The 19,265-nt window shown below is 60.4% G+C and carries 11 protein-coding genes and 6 pseudogenes; 9 read left to right on the top strand and 8 right to left on the bottom strand.

Annotated features, from left to right (window positions below):
* Positions 1 to 92: 92 nt before the first annotated feature.
* Positions 93 to 1,454, bottom strand: a complete 1,362-nt coding sequence (locus tag BHD07_RS12030) for an extracellular solute-binding protein (protein ID WP_338280328.1) — start codon at positions 1,452 to 1,454, stop codon at positions 93 to 95.
* A gap of 232 nt (positions 1,455 to 1,686) precedes the next feature.
* Between BHD07_RS12030 and BHD07_RS12035 the strand changes: the two genes are divergently transcribed.
* Both BHD07_RS12035 and BHD07_RS12040 read left to right on the top strand, forming a co-directional pair.
* Complete coding sequence (locus tag BHD07_RS12035; RefSeq protein WP_324764998.1) at positions 1,687 to 2,727, top strand: LacI family DNA-binding transcriptional regulator; 1,041 nt, start codon at positions 1,687 to 1,689, stop codon at positions 2,725 to 2,727.
* 11 nt (positions 2,728 to 2,738) lie between these two features.
* Entirely contained in the window at positions 2,739 to 4,673 is a 1,935-nt protein-coding gene (locus BHD07_RS12040; RefSeq protein ID WP_338280332.1) for a DUF5054 domain-containing protein, read from the top strand.
* 45 nt (positions 4,674 to 4,718) lie between these two features.
* On the opposite strand, the pseudogene BHD07_RS12045 reads toward BHD07_RS12040, so the two are convergent.
* Positions 4,719 to 6,103: pseudogene (locus tag BHD07_RS12045) on the bottom strand (ISL3 family transposase); the annotation flags it as partial.
* Positions 6,104 to 6,161: 58 nt separating this feature from the next.
* Between BHD07_RS12045 and BHD07_RS12050 the strand changes: the two are divergent.
* The 5 genes and pseudogenes from BHD07_RS12050 to BHD07_RS12070 form a co-directional block, all read left to right on the top strand.
* Positions 6,162 to 6,458, top strand: a pseudogene (locus BHD07_RS12050) (transposase); the annotation flags it as partial.
* 301 nt (positions 6,459 to 6,759) lie between these two features.
* Positions 6,760 to 7,377 carry a type IV toxin-antitoxin system AbiEi family antitoxin domain-containing protein gene (locus tag BHD07_RS12055; RefSeq protein WP_338280334.1) on the top strand — a complete coding sequence of 206 codons (618 nt, stop codon included), beginning with the start codon at positions 6,760 to 6,762 and terminating at the stop codon, positions 7,375 to 7,377.
* A gap of 163 nt (positions 7,378 to 7,540) precedes the next feature.
* Positions 7,541 to 8,238 (top strand): annotated as a pseudogene (locus tag BHD07_RS12060) (nucleotidyl transferase AbiEii/AbiGii toxin family protein).
* 482 nt (positions 8,239 to 8,720) lie between these two features.
* Positions 8,721 to 8,960 carry a type II toxin-antitoxin system ParD family antitoxin gene (locus BHD07_RS12065; RefSeq protein WP_324765001.1) on the top strand — a complete coding sequence of 80 codons (240 nt, stop codon included), beginning with the start codon at positions 8,721 to 8,723 and terminating at the stop codon, positions 8,958 to 8,960.
* Positions 8,957 to 9,270: pseudogene (locus BHD07_RS12070) on the top strand (type II toxin-antitoxin system RelE/ParE family toxin). Before BHD07_RS12065 ends, BHD07_RS12070 begins: the two are co-directional and overlap by 4 nt.
* Positions 9,271 to 9,417: 147 nt before the next feature.
* Here BHD07_RS12070 and BHD07_RS12075 read toward each other — a convergent pair.
* Genes BHD07_RS12075 through BHD07_RS12090 form a run of 4 tightly spaced genes read right to left on the bottom strand, consistent with a single transcriptional unit; the run spans position 9,418 to position 13,264 of the window.
* Positions 9,418 to 9,663: a MoaD/ThiS family protein gene (locus BHD07_RS12075; RefSeq protein ID WP_324765002.1), complete on the bottom strand. Its 246-nt coding sequence runs from the start codon at positions 9,661 to 9,663 to the stop codon at positions 9,418 to 9,420.
* Positions 9,664 to 9,672: 9 nt separating this feature from the next.
* The gene (locus BHD07_RS12080) at positions 9,673 to 11,925 is read right to left on the bottom strand and encodes a xanthine dehydrogenase family protein molybdopterin-binding subunit (RefSeq protein WP_338280927.1); all 2,253 of its coding nucleotides are present in this window, start codon (positions 11,923 to 11,925) and stop codon (positions 9,673 to 9,675) included.
* 2 nt (positions 11,926 to 11,927) lie between these two features.
* Positions 11,928 to 12,404 (bottom strand): (2Fe-2S)-binding protein, encoded by a 477-nt coding sequence (locus tag BHD07_RS12085; RefSeq protein ID WP_338280336.1) that lies wholly within the window; start codon positions 12,402 to 12,404, stop codon positions 11,928 to 11,930.
* Positions 12,404 to 13,264, bottom strand: coding sequence for an FAD binding domain-containing protein (locus BHD07_RS12090; RefSeq protein ID WP_338280337.1), 861 nt, complete (start codon positions 13,262 to 13,264; stop codon positions 12,404 to 12,406). Before BHD07_RS12090 ends, BHD07_RS12085 begins: the two co-directional genes overlap by 1 nt.
* 539 nt (positions 13,265 to 13,803) lie before the next feature.
* On the opposite strand from BHD07_RS12090, the pseudogene BHD07_RS12095 reads away from it, so the two are divergent.
* A pseudogene (locus tag BHD07_RS12095) lies at positions 13,804 to 14,192 on the top strand (ISL3 family transposase); the annotation flags it as partial.
* Positions 14,193 to 14,451: 259 nt separating this feature from the next.
* Here the strand turns inward: BHD07_RS12095 and BHD07_RS12100 are convergent.
* A pseudogene (locus BHD07_RS12100) lies at positions 14,452 to 15,033 on the bottom strand (dienelactone hydrolase family protein).
* Positions 15,034 to 16,056: 1,023 nt separating this feature from the next.
* Here BHD07_RS12100 and BHD07_RS12110 point away from each other — a divergent pair.
* On the top strand, positions 16,057 to 16,248 hold the full coding sequence (locus BHD07_RS12110) for a CsbD family protein (RefSeq protein WP_248447829.1): 192 nt from the start codon (positions 16,057 to 16,059) through the stop codon (positions 16,246 to 16,248).
* Positions 16,249 to 16,788: 540 nt separating this feature from the next.
* Here BHD07_RS12110 and BHD07_RS12115 read toward each other — a convergent pair.
* Positions 16,789 to 18,084 (bottom strand): cation:proton antiporter, encoded by a 1,296-nt coding sequence (locus BHD07_RS12115; protein WP_338280339.1) that lies wholly within the window; start codon positions 18,082 to 18,084, stop codon positions 16,789 to 16,791.
* Between the last annotated feature and the right edge of the window lie 1,181 nt (positions 18,085 to 19,265).

A 19,265-nucleotide genomic window follows, 5' to 3' on the forward strand; every position in this document is an offset into this window, starting at 1 on the left:
ATCGGGAGCCCGGCCACGGATGGCAGCCGGGCGCTCTGTCGTTGGATCGAAGCGGGATGAGGGCACCGTTGCGGCCACATCCCGCATTGGCTTTAGAGCTTGCTGACGGTGTTTTCTTCACCGACGATGGCGATGACGGCCGACTTGTACTGGGCCATCGCGTCCTCAGGCGAGAGCTCGCCGGAAACGACGCTTTCGGTCATGCGCTGGATCTCTGTCGAGACCTTGTTGTAATTGGCGTCGTTCGGACGGGCCGTGGTGATTGGTAGCAGCGTCGTTGCCGTTTCCGTCAGGAACGGCGAGTTCGGGATCGCCACGTCGTCGCGGATGCGGATGGCGGGCTGGATTTCCTGGAACGCGTCGAGCTGCTCCTTGCTGTTCATGAACGAGAGCAGCGCCCAGGATTCGGCAGGCGCGTCCGTATGCGGATTGATGACGAAGCCGGTGCCGCCGGACATCGTGACGAAATCCTGGCCGCGTAAGCCCTTTCCGGGTGCTGCGGCGGGCATCTTCTTCCAGGTCATGGTGTTGTCGCGATCGGCGACGGCGAATTCGGCGCCGGGCGCTGTGACCGAGCGATAGAACCAATCGCCCTCGACGAGCATCGCCGTCTTGCCATCGCGGAAATTGGCGAAGGTGCGGTTGCGGCCGTCGGCAAGCAGCTGCGCGCGCTGGTCGCCGAGCTTGTCGTCGACATAGATGGTCTTGTAGAGCTTCAGCGTGTCGAGGATGCCCTGGCTCGACACGATGTATTTGCCGCTGTCGTCGGTGACCTGTTCGCCGGTGCCGAGCAGCGCCATCCAGTAGCCCTGCATCGTGGTCGCCTCGCCCATGGAGACGCCGGCGTTGAGCTGCAACGGGAAGCTGTCGGGGGCGACCGCCTTGATCTTGCGGGCGGCGTCGAGCAACTCATCCCAGGACTTCGGCTGCCAGCTGTCGGCATCGAGCCCAGCCGATTTGAAGAGGTCCTTGCGCACGAAGATCATGCGGGCGTCGGTGCCGAGCGCGATGCCATAGGGCTTGCCCTGGTAGCTCATCAGCGCCTTGGTGCCGTCGGAGATATGCTGCCAGCCCTCCCACTTCGGAACGTCTGGGCCGGCCACTTCCTCGAGCGACTTCAGGAGATTGCCCTGGACGAAGCTCGGGATCAGGAAGCCGTCGAAGCCGGAGACGTCAGGGCCGGCGCCGGTGGAGAAATCGAGCGCGAGCTGCTGCGTCAGCTGCTCGTCCTCGCCGCCGAACTGGGTGAGCTTGACGGTGACGTCCTTGCCTTCGGCCTTCATCTTCTCGGTAAAGGCCGGAATGACCTTCTTTTCGATCCACTCGGCCATGCCGCTGTTTACGCCGCCGATGATGCAGCGGCAGGTGATGTTGAGTTCGGTGGCGCTCACTGGTGCTGCAAAGGCGATGGCCGCGGCTGCGCTGAGCAATAGGGAATGAAACCTGGTACGCATGCTTTCTCCTCCCGGTCGATCCACTCAAGGACCTATGTGTCTGGCTGCGACAGTCCGTCCCTCCTCCAGGTCCGGCGTCCCGACGACGGTCAAGAATGAACACGCTTTCATCTTTGTCAACATGGATCATGTGTTCCGTTGGTAAAAAACGGCGGAATACCTATTCCGCTTGACGAAATCGTCGCGTTGCTCTCTTTTGTGAATGAACACGTTTTCATTTTGTGACGGATAGATGAACGAGCGCGCCGACAAGAAAGCTGCCCGAGCCACCGCAGACCAGGTGGCGCGCGAGGCCAATGTTTCCCGTGTGGCGGTCTCGCGGGCCTTCAACCCGAATGCGTCGCTGAAGCCGGAAAAGCGCGACCGCATCCTGCAGGTGGCGCGGGAGCTGAACTACACGCCCGACATGGCGGCACGCTCGCTGGTGACCGGTCGCTCGCATCTCGTCGGCATGATCGTGCCCGACGTCTGCAGCCCCTGGGAGAGCCAGGAGATCGACGCGTTGACGACGGCGCTGCAGGCGGAGGGCTTCGCGACGCTGCTCTTCAAGGCCAAGGCTGATTTCAGCATGGATCCGCGCCTGCTCACCTATATGCGCGGCTTCAATCCGGATTCCGTGATCGCCTTTACCGAGAACATCCTGCCCGATGTGCTCTGCGGCTTTCTCGACCGCGCCGTGCCGATCTACGTGATCTACGACGACGTGAAGCAGTTTGCAGGCGCCGCATCCGGTACGCTCTATGACCGGCTGCTCGTCCGGCAGAAAAACGGTATCGAACAGGCGGTGGCCCTGCTTCAGGGCTATGGCGCGCGCCGCATCGCCTATCTCGGCGGCAAGGCGCAGTCGCTCGCCAATGCCGAGCGCGAGCGCACACTGAAGGAGACGCTCGCGGAGCGCGGCATGGATGCGCCGATCCTGCTTGCCGGCGATTACACCTACGACACCGCCTACCAGGCAACGCTCGATCTGTTCCGCATCGGCGAAGGTGCCGATGCGATCTTTGCGGCCAATGACGTCGGCGCCTTCGGCGCGATCGACGCGCTGCGCCACGAGCTCGGGCTTTCGGTGCCTGGAGACGTCAAGGTCGTCGGTTTCGACGACATCCCGCAGGCGCACTGGAAGAGCTACAACCTCACCACCGTGCGCATCGACCTCGAAGAGCGCGTGCGTGCGCTCGTCCGCCTCATCCTGATGCGGCTTCGTGCGCCCGATTCCGAGCCGTTTACCGAGACACTCAACACCCGCCTGATCGTGCGGGGCACCGTCGGCTGAAGGTAGCGAACATGACCGAAAAACGCATCCACGTCGTCTTTAAGACCCATCTCGACATCGGTTTTACCGATCACGCCGAGAAGATCCGAAAGCAGTATCACGAGCGCTTCATTCCGCAGGCAATCGAGACCGGCGCGCACTTCTACAATGAGAACCCGGACGAGCCGCTGTTCGTCTGGACGACGGGCGCCTGGCTGATCTGGGATCACCTGAATTCTCGCTCGAAGGAAGAGGTCGCCCGCCTGGAGCAGGCGATCGAGCGCGGCCTGATCCGCTGGCACGCGCTGCCCTTCACCACCCATACGGAGCTGATGTCGCCGGATCTTTTCGAGGCGGGGCTTTCCTATGCGCAGGAGCTGGACCATCGCTTCGGCCTGAAGACGATCGCCGCCAAGATGACCGATGTGCCCGGGCATACGCTCGGCATGGTGCCGCTGCTGGCCGAAGCCGGCGTGCGCTTCCTGCATATCGGCGTGAACTCCGCTTCGCCGCCGCCGGAAATCCCGGATATTTTTCGCTGGCGGGCGGCGGGCGGCGAGGAAATCGTCGTCATGTACCAGCGCTCCTATGGCGAGACCTATTTCCCCGAGGGTCTCTCCGACGGCTTGAGCTTCGCCCATACCAGCGACAACATCGGCCCGCAGAGCGTGTCGCAGACGGCCGAAGCCTATCGCGAGATCCTGAAACACGAGCCGGGTGCCGCCGTACGCGCGGCGACGCTGGAGGACTACGGCAGGCTTATTTGGGAGGCGCGCAAGCGTTTCCCGGTGGTGGAAAAGGAACTCGGCGACAGCTGGATCCACGGCAGCGGCACCGATCCGGAAAAGATCGCCCGCTATCTGACGCTGCAGCGGCTCTACGACAAATTTGCCGGCGAGCGGATGACCACAAGCCGCCAGGCCTTCGGCCGCAAGCTGGCGCTGGTCGCCGAACACACCTGCGGCGTCGACATCAAATCCTTCCTGCGCGACGAGAAGGCCTGGGCACGCCCCGCCTTCGAGGCGGCGCGAAAGACTGATCCTCGCTTCCATTATACCGAAGCGTCCTGGGCGGAGCAGCGGGCCTATCTCGACCAGGCGGTTGCGGAGCTGGACGGCGAGGATGCGGTCCGCGCCGAGGCGGCCCTTGCCGAGATTGCCGTTCCATCACGGCCCGAGGCGACCGAGGCTGCTACGCGGCTCGATGTCGGCGGCTGGATCATCGAGCTTGATCCGGTAACCGGCGACGTTTCCGCGCTGACTGCGCCCGACGGTCGGACGGTCCGTGGCGCCAACGGTTCGCTGATCGCCTATCGCTACGAAAGCTATGACGCCGGCGACGTTCGCCGCCACATGAATACGTACCTTACACATTGGATGGATTGGGCGGTGCTCGACCACGACAAGCCCGGGCTTGCGAAGGTTGCGGAAGCGCGCTCGCAGGCCTACGCGCCCAAGCTCTACGGCACGACCGCAGCATCCGTCCTTGCAGTCATGCCGGCAGAAGCGGTGGAGCAATTGGGCGCGCCTGCCGAAATCGCCATCGAATTTTCCGCCGGCAAGGACGGGCTCGATGTCCGGCTGTCCCTCTATGGCAAGAACGCCAACCGTATGCCGGAAGCGAGCTTTCTGTCGTTCACGCCCGAGGGACGTTCTGCCTGGGATGTGTGCAAGATGGGGCACTGGCACGCCACCGACAATTTCGCCCGCGCGGGCGGTGCACAGCTGCAGGCGGTCACGGCGGTGAGGGGGCGCTCGGAACCGGGCGTCGAGCTGATGGTCGAAAACCTCGACACGCCGCTGGTGGCGCCGCAGTCCTGGCCGTTCATGGCCTTCTGCAAGGACCTGCCTGACTATTCCGCCGGTGTCCGCTTCAACATCCACAACAACAAATGGGGCACCAACTTCCCCATGTGGTGGGGCGGTGATTTCACCACGCGCTTCAAGCTTAGCTTCAGCGGTCGGTGATCGTCAGCGACTGCGGTGTCGCTTGGCAGTTAAACGGGTTCATCCTCAAATTCTGTGATTCAGCGGCAGCATTCTCGCCCTCATCAGTTCTGGGCCGGCGCGACCGTACATTTGCTCGTTTCAGCATCTTGAGGCGGTTGATCTGCCCTTTCGCTTGACCGTTGCTCCAGGGGAGTTCGAGTGCATTTTTGACGGCATCGATATCCCGGCGCAAAACGCTGGCGAAGCGCATGATCGCCGTGAGTTCGGTAGCAATGACATCGTCGATCCATTCATCCAGTGCCTCCGAGCTCCTGCTGCTATGCCGTTGAAGCGCATGGCCAGCCCACGCATTATGGCGAAGACCGTCGAGCCCTGCTTCAAGGCATTGACCTTTCCGGCCTGACGATCGGTCAGAAGGCCGCGCGGTTTTATGCACAACGCTGCGGCCACCACAGACGAGATCATATGGCCGGTGTCAGGATCGCGGACGGGTTCTGAAACATCCATATCCGGAGGCGGCTCGTCGGATTGAAGGTTTTCGACTTCACGCCACACCTTCAACAGCCGCTCCAGATTGGAGCGGCTGCCCGTGTAACCGCGGTTCTTGATATCGTAAAACAGATGGCGCCCAACCGGTTTCCATTTTTCCAGCATTCAGCCAGGAAAGCTTCAAAATATAGTGGCGATGTCGGATTCAATGCCGCCCGATTTCTGTCTCGAGGTGCGTTGGAAGTAAGCCAATTCGCGATGCTGCGGCGCTCGTATCCGGTCCTCCTTGCAATCTCGCTGTAGGTGAGGCCCTGCTGGCGCAAAGCTTGAAGCGTCTCGAATATTTCCTGACGGGATTGTCTGTGCGCCAAGCGGGCGCGGCGGTGTTGTGCCGTAGCGCTGGCGATAGCGTCTTCGGAGAGAATGGGTCTCACATGGGCGTGACCATAAACGCTCATCTGTTCCTTGATCGCCGCCCTGAGATTTTGGACCAGATGAAAACGGTCAGCCACCTGGCGGGCCTGCGGTGCGCCCTCCCGGGCTGCCTGGGCATACAGACCACAGCGATCTCGGCTAACGACCTCGATACTCGGACGTTCTTGCAACCATGCTTTGACGCTCTCGACGCTGCGGTCGTCCAGAACATCGACGACCGAATGACGCTCGAGATCGACCATGATCGTGCCGTACCGCGAGGAATGCCGCCAGCTCCAATCATCAATGCCCAGAACCCGAATGTTGTCTTTTTGCATGGACGCCGGATTCTTCCGCTTCAATTGCCGCAAGATCGTGTCGTCGCTGACCGGCATGCCGAGCCGATGCATCAAGTATGCACCCGGGCGACCGCCCATCCTGTGGCCAATCAAGCCCACAATCTCAGCCATCCGTTCAGTTCGTCGCATGTAGGGTGAAGTAATCTCGGGCAACCTGTCGGTGAACGTCCGTCGTGAATTAGCCCCCGAAAGGCCCGGACATGCTCCACCACTTAGCTAAGTGGGTAGGAGTAATGTTGGTAATATGACTAGCAGCAATTTTAAGATGGAAGTCCTCGCCGTGCCGGAACGTCGGCGGCGCTGGAGCACGGCAGAGAAGCTGGCGATCATCCACGAGACCTATGAGGCGGACGCGACGGTGAGCATCGTCGCGCGTCGGCACGGCATCCAGCCGAACCAGTTGTTCGCCTGGCGCAAGCTAGCGTCCCAAGGGGCTCTGACGGCGACGGCCGCCGAAGAGGAGGTCGTTCCGGCTTCCGAATACCGGGCGCTTCAGGCCCAGGTGAAAGAGTTGCAACGCTTGTTGGGCAAGAAGACGATTCTGACGTTCGGCGCATGCACAACTCGACGCCCCCCTTCTTGTGGCTCAATCTGACTGCTCTTGGCTGGGGGTAGGTTTCTGTGTAATTGCCGATGAAGATGCCGGCTAATTCCTCCGCTTCGTGCCGGACTTGATGTATTCGGGTTTGTCGCAGTCACTCGACCTGCCCAGTAGTCCTTTGTCGAGAAGTGCTAAATTTTTCTTCATGGTCACCGACCGCGCAAACTGAGGCTTTCTCAAGTCTGTGAAGGGTGATACAAATCCTCGGACAATAGGCTCTATTCTCCGAGTTTCCGTATCAATGTCTGGCTCCGTCACTCAACGTCAAATCGCCCGGACCGTGCTCATTGAGCGCGGAATAGCACGCCTAGCGGAGCTTCGGAACGCTGGTGTCACAGCGGCAACCATGAGCCGGATGGAACGGGATGGTGAGGTGCTGCGGCTTGCTCGGGGTCTCTATCAACTTCCCAATGCCGAGCTCGATGCCAACCATAGTCTGGCAGAGATAGCCAAGCGTGTTCCGAAAGCCGTTGTCTGCCTTGTTTCAGCTCTGGCATTCCACGGCCTGACCGATCAGCTGCCGAAACACGTGTGGCTTGCCATAGGCCGCAAAGACTGGGCGCCGAAACCAGATGGCACACCAATTCGTATTGTGCGTTTCACGGGAAGCCTACTCAACGAAAGCGTCGAAACCCATGTCATTGAAGGCGTTACGGTGAAGATTTTTGGAGTTGCCAAAACAATTGCCGATTGCTTCCGCTATCGCGGCAAAATCGGCCTTTCTGTGGCGATCGAGGGACTTCAGGAAGCGCTGCGGCAGCGCAAGGCCACGCCCGGCGACATTATTAACCAAGCCGAACGCGGTGGTGTCGGCACCGTGATCCGCCCTTATCTCGAGGCACTGACCGCCAATGGCTAAGGAAATCAGAAATGTCGGCGCCTCGGTGCGCGCCCGCCTGCTGCAACTCGCCAAGGCAAGCGGGCAAAGCTTTGATCTGGTTCTGACGCGTTTTGCCCTCGAGCGGTTGCTGTTTCGGATCAGCCAATCGACCCATGCTGGTCGTTTCGTGCTGAAGGGCGCCATGCTGATGATGAGCTGGTTCGACGATCCGCACCGCGGCACGCGCGACCTCGACCTTCTGGGATTTGGTGATCCCGAACCGGACCCGATGCTGGAGACATTTCGGGCATTCCTGGCGCACGAGGTTGATGACGGTGTCATATTCTATGCCGACACCCTGCGGGTGGATCGCATCCGCGAAGAGCTGGAGTATGGTGGGCTCCGGCTACGAGCGGTCGCTTCGATCAGCGGCGCCCGGATCAACCTACCATCGACATTGGCTTTGGTGATGCGCTTGAGCCCGGGGCGGAGATGCTGGACTATCCTTCCATACTGGATTTCCCAGCGCCACGACTCCGGGCCTATGCGCGGGAGACGGTCATCGCCGAAAAGTTCCAGGCGATGGTCATGCTCGGGCGTGTGAACAGCCGGATGAAGGACTTTTACGACATCTGGCTTCTCAGCAGGTGCTTTGATTTCGATGGTGACAGGCTGGCGCGCGCAATCGCCGCCACCTTCGAGCGCCGCGAAACGCCGATCCCAGAAGTCCCACCAGATGCTTTGACGGATGCTTTTGCTAAGGACGTTCAAAAGCAAAGGCAATGGCGCGCGTTTGTCGAAGGCGTTGCGCACAATCCGGGAGATCTGACGCACGTCACAGTGGAGATTGCCGCATTCCTGATGCCGCACGCTATTGCCGCCGCGAAGCTGGGAAAATAATGAGCTTGGCTTCAGACCGTCGAACTGTGGAGAAATGGCATGACCGGCTATTCGACGATTCCGTTACCTGCGAAATCCCCTCGGGGGAATCCGTACTACGCTGCCTCCCAGACCTGATTGAGAATCCGGGCCGCGAACGTCGCCTTATCCTGCGGCAGGAAACGACCATGGATGTAGTCGCAGATGGTAGGCATCGTAATCAGCGGAGCTTCGCTTGGAAACTGGCCAGCCACTCCTGCGCCATCGCTGAATAAGGTGCTCTTGGTGGAGGATCTAGTCCAAATGCAACAATGACGTGTGAAGGGTACGCCGCCGGATCGGAGACCGTCCACACCAACACTTGAAAATAGAATGTACCTTATGTGCCCGTAGATCGCATGATGTATCGACGGGAACGTGCACCGGCTTCCCGTTTTCCGTGTGGTGGCAGTTAAGCGATCCAATCTTGCCAAATTTTTGCCATTGCCGTTATGGTCTCTCGTATGGGCACGATGAACATTTCTCTACCGGACCACTTGAAGAGCTTCGTCGATGAGCAGGTTGCGAGGCGGGGCTACGGGACGAGCAGCGAGTATATCCGCGAATTGATCCGTCGAGATCAGGACCGTCTTGTTCTGCGCCAGCTTTTGCTTGACGGAGGATCGTCCGCACGGTCCGAACCGGTCGATGGGCATTACTTCAGCAGCCTTCGCGATCGAGCACGTGGTCTGCACAGCAAGTGAATAAATCGATTGTTCCCCGAGAGCTTGCTCGCAGTGATGTCGAGGCAGCCGTCGATTACTATCCTCGCGAAGCTGGGTCCGAGGTCGCTCTCGGCTTCATCGACGCACTTGAAGATGCTTATGATCTGATCGCAAGCCATCCGGAGGCCGGATCATTGCGGTATGCATACGAGTTGGGTTGCCTGATCTGCGGAGCGTTTCGCTGAAGCGATATCCCTATGTAATCCAGCCAGATCATGTCGACGTCTGGCGTGTGCTTCATGCCAAACGCGACATTCCGCAGGGGATGCAGGAGCTGGATAATCATTGAAGGCAACTTTTCCGCAGCCGCGGGGCCTTGATAGATTGTGGGGCTGCGGTTCGAATCCACTCAAGGCGAGCGATCGTAGGTTTTGAGGCGTAGTTGCCTCATCAGTGCCTTTACCGGGCCAGAAACCGTGCTCATCTTGAACCGTTGTCAACCCCCCGCCAACCTCGGCAGCAGATAGATTTCCGCTCCCGCAGGTAGTTGCTTCGACCAGGTGTCGCGATAGATGGTTCCATCTATTGCGACCGCAATGCCTCGATCCATGAGCGGCTCCAGCCCAGGGAACCGTTCGATCAATCTCTTGAACAGTTCCCTGATGTCTTTTGCCTCGATCTCGACCTTGCTGTTGCCCTCGGCCGCCGCGGCGAGCGCACCCCAGAGCGTCACCTCGACCATCGGACCGCCTCACGCTTCGAGTGCTTCCAGGATCCGCGGCGGCGACATCGGAATATGCTGCATCCGCACGCCGACTGCACTGGATACTGCATTGGCCACCGCCGCGAGCGGGGGAACGATGGATGTTTCCCCGACGCCGCGAACCCCATAGGGGTGGTTGGGATTGGGAATTTCCAGAATCTGCGTGTCTATCATGGGCAGGTCCGAACATACGGGAATGCGGTAGTCGAGAAAACCGGCATTCTGCAGCCGGCCGTCTTTGCCATAGATATACTCTTCGTTGAGCGCCCAGCCGATGCCTTGCGCGGCGCCGCCCTGGTACTGTCCTTCGACATAGGTCGGATGGACGGCTTTGCCGGCATCCTGCACCACGGTGTAACGCAGCACCTTTGTCGCGCCGGTTTCGGGATCGACCTCGATATCGCAGATATGAGTGGCGAAGGACACGCCCGCGCCATCGGCCACGATCTCGCTGTGACCCGCAATCGGGCCACCCGTGGTGCCCGATGCTGCCGCTATCTCCTTCAGGGAGAGTTTCGGTAGGTTTCCATGCGTCTCGCCCTTGGCGACGGCGTGGCCCTGTTCCCAGGTCACATCCTCGACCGGAATGTCCCACATCTGCGCCGCACGCCCGCGGAGGACTTTGATCGCGTTGCGGGCGGCAGAAATTGTGGCCATAGAGGATGAGAACGTTCCTCGGCTGCCGTCGGTCATGTCATTGTAGCCGAGACTTGACGTGTCGGCGATCACCGTTCTGACCTGCGAATAGTCGATCCCGAGCTCCTCTGCGGCCACCAGCGAGAGCGATGCACGCGAACCGCCGACATCCACCGTGCCAACCGCGAGCGAGACCGTGCCGTCCATTCCGATGTTCAAATCGGTACATGTCTGACCCCCGAAGTTGAACCAGAAGCCACAGGCCATGCCGCGCCCCTGGTTCTTGCCAAGGGGTGCCTTCATGTGAGGATGGTTCTTCGCGGCCTCCAGCGTCGGGCCAATGCCGATCGGACCGTAGACCGGACCGTAAGAAGCCTTGGTCCCTTCCTGTGCCGCGTTCCGGATACGGAAGTCGACGGGATCCATGCCGACCTTCTTCGCAAGTTCATCGATGGCGCTTTCCACTGCAAACGCTGCCATCGGCGCGGAAGGCGCACGGTATGCTGCGGTCTTCGGCCGGTTTACCAGCACTTCGTAGCCGACGGTCCTGACATTCTCGAGCTTGTAGCAGGCGAACGCGGTCATGGCGCCGATCTCGGCCCATGATCCGGCATAGGGACCACCGGAATAGCGAAGTGTCGCTTCGGCAGCGATGATCGTTCCATCCTTCAATGCGCCAATCTTCACGTCGATCGACGTGGCGCTGGTCGGGCCGGAGGCGCGAAACACCTCGTCACGCGTCATCACCAGCTTGACCGGCCTGCCAGCCTTGCGCGACAGCGCGAGCGCGACAGGCTCGGCCCAGACATGGGTCTTGCCCCCGAAACCGCCGCCGATTTCGGACGACGTCACGCGCAGCTTGGAGGTATCCAGGCCGAGAAGTTGTGCGCAATGCTGGCGATAGACAAAGTGGCCCTGCGTGCAGACCCACAGATCCGCCGTACCGTCCGGACTGACATTGGCTACACAGGCGTGAGGTTCGATATAGCCCTGATGCGTCTGTTCGGTCTTGAATGTCCGCTCGACCACGAAATCGGCCTTTGCCATGCCGGCATCGACTTCGCCATGCCCGAACTGACTCCGCATCGAGACATTCGAAGGGCGATCGGGCTTCGGATCAACGCCCGTAGTGAAGATCGTGTCGTTGACGAGCGGAGCATCCGGCGCAAACGCTTGGTCAACGTCGGTGACGTGCGGCAGCAGTTCATACTCGACCTCGATGAGCTTGAGTGCCTGCTTGGCGGTGCGTGCATCGATTGCCGCCACGGCGGCCACGGCGTGACCGTCGTAAAGCGCCTTCTTGCGCGCCATGCAGTTGTCGAGAATGTCATACATCGCCGCGTCGCCATGCGTGAGGTCGGGCAGATCCGCTGCCGTCAAAACCGCCTTGACGCCAGGAAGCTGCGCGGCCTTCGACGTGTCGATCTTGCGAATGATGGCATGGGCATGCGGACTGCGCAGGATCCGTCCGACCAGTTGGCCCGGCATATTGAAGTCCGCGCCGTAGCGCGCGCGGCCCGTCACCTTGTCGACTCCATCCGGCCGGATGGGTCGGGTGCCCACGGAGGAGAAGCTGCGCGTCGAGTGGCTGGGATCGAAATTCATGGTCATGCTCCTCTCATAACGCTTGCGGCGTCCTGAACGGCACGCACGATTTTGTCATAGCCGGTGCAGCGACAGAGATTTCCGGCAAGGCCGAACCGTATTTCTTCTTCGGTCGGATCCGGATTCTTGGCCAGCAGATCCTTGGCCGCAATGAGGAAGCCGGGTGTGCAGATGCCACATTGCAAGGCGGCATGTTCGAGGAACTTCTGTTGCAGCGGATGAAGCTTGTCACCCTGCGCCATGCCCTCGACCGTCTCGATGCGCCGGCCTTCCGCCTCGGCCCCAAGCACGAGGCAGGAGCAAACGAGGCGGTCGTCGAGAATGATGCTGCAAGCGCCGCAGTCGCCTGTGCCGCAACCTTCCTTCACCCCCATAAGCCCCAGGCGATCGCGCAACACATCAAGCAACGTCTCGTCTGCGTGACAGAGAAACTCGGCTTTATCGCCATTGATGATCGTCGAAACTGCTATGCCTGCCATCACTTCTGTCCTGCACGTTGATAGGCGGTCAGTGCGACCCGCTTGGCCAGCACTCCCGCGACTTTCCTTCGGAATTCCACGGTGCCCCGCTTGTCGTCTATGGGGCGACAGGCGCCGGAACATGCCTCGGCAAGGCGGTCCAATGTTCTATCGTCGACTCGGGAGCCAACCAGGATCTTGGCTGCTTCCTCGACGAGGAGCACCGTCGGCGCTGCGGCGCCAAGCGCGACACGCGCGGATTGGACGACACCCTGATCATCAAGGGTGAGATTCACTGCGGCACTGACGACGGCAATGTCCATTTCGGTGCGTGGCGTGAACCGCTGATAGGCGTCGCCCGAACGTAGCCGGCGCTTGGCGAGCAGGATCGCCTCGATGATCTCGCCGGGCGCAAGCGATGTCCTGCCAGGTCCCACCGGCACCGTTTCGACGGCAATCGTGCGCGAGCCGGCCGGTCCTCTGATCAGAACCTTGGCGCCCGCCGCCACCAATGCCGGCACGCTGTCAGCCGCAGGTGACGCATTGCAGAGGTTCCCGACGATGGTGCAACGCCCCTGTACTTGCTTGGAGCCAATGAGATTGGCTCCCTCTACCACTCCAGGCCATGCTCCTCGGAGCGCCGCATTTTCGCTGAGGACTGCGCATGGCACGGCGGCTCCGATGACGAAACCTTCGTCGCTTTCGGTAATGTGGCCCAGGGCGTCTATGGCTTTGATGTCGATGATGAGTTCAGGCTCGACAAAGCCGCCCTTCATTCTCACCAGCAGATCGCTCCCGCCGGCCAGAACCGCCGCCTTGCCTGAGGCCTCAGCCAACAGGCCAACCGCGTCCTCCAACGTACTCGGACGAACATAGCGCAATAGAATCCTCCTCGTGATCAACTCGAGTCAGAAGCGAACACTGCCGACCCATGGGATACTGCGGGTACGTCTTGTTGTGGAGCTAAGACCCGAAACTCTGCTATCAACGCTACGGGATGCATTGGCTGCTTGCAAGCCAGCGTCTCGTTCTCGGCCTTATCTATGGTCCTCCTTGCCCGATGGCCACCTTCTCCGAGATATGGCATTGATCGGCTTGAGGATGGCAGCGGCAAATGGCGCTACCGTAAGACAACAGCAACCACTCCGCAGTGAGGCCGAGCGGCAGGAAACGGTGGCTCGGTACCGGGAACTACGGCTGCCGCCCAAAAATGGCGGTCAGGGGCGATACCCTCTGTGCATTCTTGATAATGCTCAGTCAAGGAGACTTGGACAGGTGTTCGTGAAAAGCGAGCCAATCGCCGCCTTCGCGGCTGAAGACGATGGTTTCGCGCTCGCGGCCGCTGTGCCTCGCCATTCATGGAGATGTCTGTCTCCACGTTATGGGTGAAGACCGCGACCATCGCCCGCCATCGGATTGCTGGCATAACCGCCGCCGCCAGGACTTGCCTGTTCAGGGTCGAGTTGTGAAACGCACTGAACCGGTGGCAGTGTAGAGACCGAAGATGCAGGCGACCGACCCTCACCGACAGGTTGCCCGAGATTGCTTCGCCCTACATGCGACGAATTGAACGGATGGCTGAGATTGTCGGGTTGATTGGCCACAGGATGGGTGGTCGCCGGGGTGAACTTGATGCATCGGCTTGGCATGCCGGTCAGGAACGACACGATCTTGCGGCAATTGAAGCGCGATAATCCGGCGTCCATACAGAAAGACAATATTCGGGTCGTGGGCATTGATGATTGGAGCTGGCGGCATTCCTTGCGGTACGGCACGATCATGGTCGATCTCGAGCGTCATTCGGCCGTCATGAATGCAGCTCGAATGGCCGGCATGGGCTCAATGCTGTCGTTTTCAGACCCAAGCGTGGACGCGTTTTAAGGGCCGGACAGAATTGTTCTTCCACGAGCCCGGCAAGCCTTGTTGCTGTGATGTTCACTCTTTGGGCCACGAAGATCGCATAATGTATCACGGGGAACCGGCGCTGATCCCGAGCGGCTCTACAGTTCCGATCCCTTTCAGCCAAACTGTTTAGAACGACGCCTTCACGGCGGCATAGCCGCCTAACTCAGACGCGGTCCAGGAATTCAAGCACTCGGTTGGTGAGTAGCGCGGTCGCATTCGCGTCGCATGACGGAAGTGAGCTGTCGGCGAAGTAGTGCTGATCGCCGGGATACAGGAACAGCTCTGCGTCCTCGACCTTCTCCACAATCTCGCGGGCGGCGTCGATGTCGCCCAACGCCGACGAAGATCGGATCGTTCTCCATACCATGGACCTGGACCGCGACGCCATCCGGCCAGGGTCCGAAGGCCCACTCGCCACTGATCGGCAGGCAAGAGTAGAAGAGCAGTGCTCGCGGGCTCCGGCCCGCGTCTGTGCAAGCTTCTGCGCCGGCAGCACTCCGAACGAGAACCCAGCGTAGACGAGCGCGGGAGGCAGTTCGTCGGCGACGCGGACGCCGCGCTCGCGCATTTCGTCGAACCCGATCTCAGCGATGTAGGCAAGACCCTCGTCGATGCTCTGAAACGTGCGTCCGTCGAACAGGTCCGGCGTGTGCACGATGTGACCACCGGCCCGCAAGTCGTCGGCGAACGCGCGCACACCCGGGGTCAGCCCCTGTGCGTGATGGAACAGCAAGATTTCGGTCATTGGAACTCCGGGGGTAGGCTGCACGTTCATCACCCTACAGCGTCATTGCCTCGCCGGGAAGAATACGCACACGCTTAGGAGTAACGCCTTTCGGCGACAGATTCAGCGCCTGAAACGGCTCCTCGACCGTAGGAACGAAGGGGCATCCTAGCGTTCTCAGGATCCCAGAGGTGAAAGGTGTCGCTGCTCAGGAGATCTCAAATGGATATCACCACATTACTCATCATCGTTCTGATCGTATTGCTGCTCGGGGGTGGCTGGTACGGCCGAGGTCGCTGGTATTGATCACGAATAGCACCAGCTTGCTGCAAACCATTGCTGGCGCCGGTGACGATCACCGCGTTCGTGCTGCCGTTCATCAGCTCGTAGCTTTAGCCTATGCCGGTCTCGCCAGACTTCGCGCCAGGAAGGCATGCCGCCTCGCAATTCCGAGCCGGAACCGTGAGGGCTGTCGACTTGCGCATCGGGCCCCGGATGGCGTTCGACAAGGAGCGTCCGACCGCCGGGCGTGACGACATCATTGTTATCGCCTGGTCGCTGGCGCAGGGGAGGTGAGGCGGTCCCGCTCAGAAGAGCGCTTTGCTGAGAGAGGGCGGTCCAGGGTCCGCTTCTCTGCGGCGCGATGCTCTAGCTGACAGCCCAATCTGCGCGTCCGGCAGGGCTCTGCTGACGCCTGGAGTTTTCGACGGTGGACATTATCCCACTCCAAGGCAGCGCCGGTAGGCGGTCACCAAGCCACGCTTACTGAGCAAGTCGCATCGGTAATACCAAGTCCCCATAATAGCCGCAGCACCCGCCAGCGCCCTTGGTCCTTTGGCCGCAACGCACGGAACGACGTCCTGACCACTTCGGATTCAGGTGCAGGGCGAGGATGTCGGTGAAACCAAAGCTTACGGCTGGAGGGACGCAGCCTGGTGCTGATGTATGCCGCCTGATCCAGATCAAATGGGAACAAAGCGCCGAGCCGCTCGTTCGAGCGCCTGGGGGGGCGCAAGTCGCGTCCTCCAAATCGGGAGACCCCGCATGGGCAGTGCAAAGGACAAAGTGGCCGGCAAGGCCAATGAGCTCGCTGGTAAGGCCAAGCAGGCCGCAGGCGATGCAACCGACAACAACTCGCTCCGCGCCAAAGGCGCGGCGCAAAAGGCAAAGGGCGGTGCCCAGCAAGCCAAGGGAAAGCTAAAGGACGCAGTTAAGAACGCTGTCGACAAGACTTAAAGCATTGAAGCTTCGGTTGGTGCGAACCTGTTCTGCGCCCTGCCGGAACAGGTTTCTCCTTGTGAGCAAAGGAAAGCCGATACGGCCGCTCCCTCGAAGGCGATTAGACACGCTCGGCAGCGATTGAGGCCCCACTAAAGGCGGCAGTCTCATCGCTTATGAATTTACCTTCGGTCTGGATGGGCGATCGACCCTGTGGGAATCGCGCTATCGACGTTCAAGTCAGTGTCGATGATGTAGGAGCATTCATCGACGCCAGCAGAGCCGCCATGGCTGCAACCTCTTCGGGCTGCCCTAGCGGCCTGTTGGCAGTAAGCGCCTCCATTTGCGCCTCGCGGGTTCCTGCATTGGCTCCCACCGGCGTCAGGATAGCCGCGGGATGAACGAAGTAGCAACCCTACCAAGTCTCCGCTTGTGTCAGAAACCGAGCTTCTTCCGGAGGCGTTCTGAAGGGCTCGGCGAACCAGGGCTTCAACATGCGCTTTGGGAGGGGACCTGAACGGCCTTCGACGACTCAGCCACACGCTCGTAGGCCATCGGCTAAGGGAGATCTCGCTGATCTCCTTTGGGCCGAAGCTCCGGCTGATCGGCCTTACCGGAAGAAACCGTTTTCCGGCGACGGTCGAGCCAGCGCATCGTCGGCGTGACGGTCAGCCCATGGGTGACGATGGATATAAGGACGATCAGAGCAACAGCAGACCAGAGCCTGCCCACCTCTTCGAAATTGGCCATGCCCGTTGCGAACGCAAGATAATATATTGAGCCGAGCCCGCGGATACCGAAAATGGCAATCGCGGCTCTTTCTTCCTGCGGTAGGGCTGAGGGCATGCTAAGCCAACCGGCGGCCGGTCTGACAATCAATAAGATGAAAAGCGCGAATGAAACCAAGCGCCAGTCGAGTTCGTCGACAAGCTGGCCTACACTGACGGCCGCGCCGAAGCAGACGAGAAGCACCATCATCATCAGTCTTTCGACCTGCTCGGAGAAGTCATGAAGCTCTCTGTGAAATTCGTGGTGCCGTTCAACGGTACGGAAGGAAAGGGCCGCGACGAAGACGGCCACAAACCCGTAGCCGTGGACGAGTTCGGTAGAGCTATAAGCGAGGCAGGTGATCCCCAAGGCGACAAAGCCGTCGCCGGTGCGCACGAGCGCGGCCCCCTTTGGGAGATAGAACGTGGCAAAACCAAGCAATTTGCCGATTATCCATCCCATCAGGACGCCTGCGAATAGCCGCCATACGACGTCTAGAAGGAGCCAATGAGAAAACCAGTCAGGTTCCTCGTGGGCAAGTGCGATTGCGATCGCCAAATATACGAAAGGGAAACTGAGGCCATCGTTTAAGCCAGCTTCAGATGTGAGTGCGAACCGGACTTCGTCCTCTGTTCCAGTCTGCGGCGGCCCCACCTGGACGTCACTGGCGAGCACTGGATCGGTCGGCGCAAGACAGGCCGCCAGAAGGATCGCCGAAGCAGCTCCAAGTTCAAGTATCCAGGAGGCGCCAACGGCCATCGCGGCGATGCTCAATGGCATTGCGACACCGAGGAGTCGCCAGGTGAGCGCCCAGCTACGAAGACCGACCGGGCGATCAATCTTCAATCCCGCGCCCATAAGCGCGACGATGACGGTGAACTCCGTCATACGTTCAATGATATGCCGGCTGTCGAAAGAGCCTAATAGGCCGATCGGATTAAAGACGGTCTGTCCAACCAGTATGCCAATAGCGATGCAGAAGATGGGCAGCGAAAGCGGCAGTCGACGAAAGGCCATGGGGATCCAGGCCGTCAGCAGCACCACGATCCCGAATAGTCCAAGTGCTATTATATAGTAGCGCTCCATATTGGCCGTCTCATCGATTCCCGCAGGCTGAGCCGTGCGGTTTCAGTTTGCCGTGTCGTGAGAAGGAGTTGCGAGCCTGATGGTTCCAAAAGGTGAGCGCCGCCAGAGGCGCCGAAACGCGCCGGCCACGCGAATTAGGAAGCGATCGTCGGCTCGGTCCTTTGGGCGAGGGGGCGTAAATGCAGTACGGGCTACGTTGCACTTGGCCGGACCTCGGCGTTCCGGCCGTGAAGTCGCCAAGCTGCGGAGGTGGCGGGGTGAAAAACCTCAATCAGCTGTAGGTGACATCAGTTCTACGCACCGAGGCATAAGTCCGACATCGGCAGGATGTCGGCATCCGTTCCGGCGAGCCGGAGACGACGAAGGTAGCGCGGCCCAGGGGCGAATGAATACGCCGCCCTGAGGGAGGCAAATCCTAGTCGCGTGAGGGCAGTGGAATACCAAGGCACGAGGTGGCTCTCGGGCCGCTGGGACAAGTGCTTCAAGGAAGTCGCGCGGCCTTAGTAGGAGCGGTTGCACTCGCGTCGTATGCCCGGGGGACATACATCGAGACATCTCGTTTTCGTTTATCTATGAACGCGCCTCCGACGATCAGGTAAACGGCCATCGTCAACATCGAGATGAGCATTATGCCCACGGGCAGGCCGTTGGATGCTCTCTGTTCAGGTAGGCCGTGATCGTCTCTGTCGCGCATCAGGCAATTCCTCCCGGGTGTCCGTCGTAAGGCTCTGCGTCGGCGCGCTATGGCGGAAAAGCCTCAGGGCGGCCGAGAAGGGACGATATAGGCAGTTCTGAGGCCATCACTCACCGAACGGCTGACGAGGGTGCCGCTCGGGTGTGACAACTCCGACTATGCAACGAAGGTTTCGTTCGGCCACCCGCTTAAGACCTTTGCCGGCAGTGAGCCAAGACTAAGGTCCGATACGTCTTTTGCAGGGCTGGAGGCCCAGCGCTGAACGGCGGAAACGCAGCCGTTCTTTACTGCTTTGGCCTGCTCCTCGTCTTCACGGGCCCAGGTGCATGGAGCTTCGGGCCGAAGCTTATTGGGCGGTGACATCGCGAGCGAGCCCCGCAGGCCGGCCATGTCCCAGGCCGCGCTCTCCATTGCGTTGGTGATCTCAGCAAGCATCGGACGCAGTCGTAGGGATATCGATCTGGAGGCGATCCGACAAGGAACCGAC

The sequence above is a fragment of the Sinorhizobium sp. KGO-5 genome, assembly GCF_036245905.1.
Taxonomy (GTDB): Bacteria; Pseudomonadota; Alphaproteobacteria; order Rhizobiales; family Rhizobiaceae; genus Sinorhizobium; species Sinorhizobium meliloti_A.

Excerpts from the sequence above, each read along its gene's own strand:
- BHD07_RS12080 (WP_338280927.1), bottom strand. The coding sequence starts at position 11,925 with ATGAATTTCGATCCCAGCCACTCGACGCGCAGCTTCTCCTCCGTGGGC.
- BHD07_RS12110 (WP_248447829.1), top strand. The coding sequence starts at position 16,057 with ATGGGCAGTGCAAAGGACAAAGTGGCCGGCAAGGCCAATGAGCTCGCT.
- BHD07_RS12065 (WP_324765001.1), top strand. The coding sequence starts at position 8,721 with ATGGGCACGATGAACATTTCTCTACCGGACCACTTGAAGAGCTTCGTC.
- BHD07_RS12040 (WP_338280332.1), top strand. The coding sequence starts at position 2,739 with ATGACCGAAAAACGCATCCACGTCGTCTTTAAGACCCATCTCGACATC.
- BHD07_RS12085 (WP_338280336.1), bottom strand. The coding sequence starts at position 12,404 with ATGGCAGGCATAGCAGTTTCGACGATCATCAATGGCGATAAAGCCGAG.
- BHD07_RS12115 (WP_338280339.1), bottom strand. The coding sequence starts at position 18,084 with ATGGAGCGCTACTATATAATAGCACTTGGACTATTCGGGATCGTGGTG.
- BHD07_RS12030 (WP_338280328.1), bottom strand. The coding sequence starts at position 1,454 with ATGCGTACCAGGTTTCATTCCCTATTGCTCAGCGCAGCCGCGGCCATC.
- BHD07_RS12035 (WP_324764998.1), top strand. The coding sequence starts at position 1,687 with ATGAACGAGCGCGCCGACAAGAAAGCTGCCCGAGCCACCGCAGACCAG.
- BHD07_RS12055 (WP_338280334.1), top strand. The coding sequence starts at position 6,760 with ATGTCTGGCTCCGTCACTCAACGTCAAATCGCCCGGACCGTGCTCATT.
- BHD07_RS12075 (WP_324765002.1), bottom strand. The coding sequence starts at position 9,663 with ATGGTCGAGGTGACGCTCTGGGGTGCGCTCGCCGCGGCGGCCGAGGGC.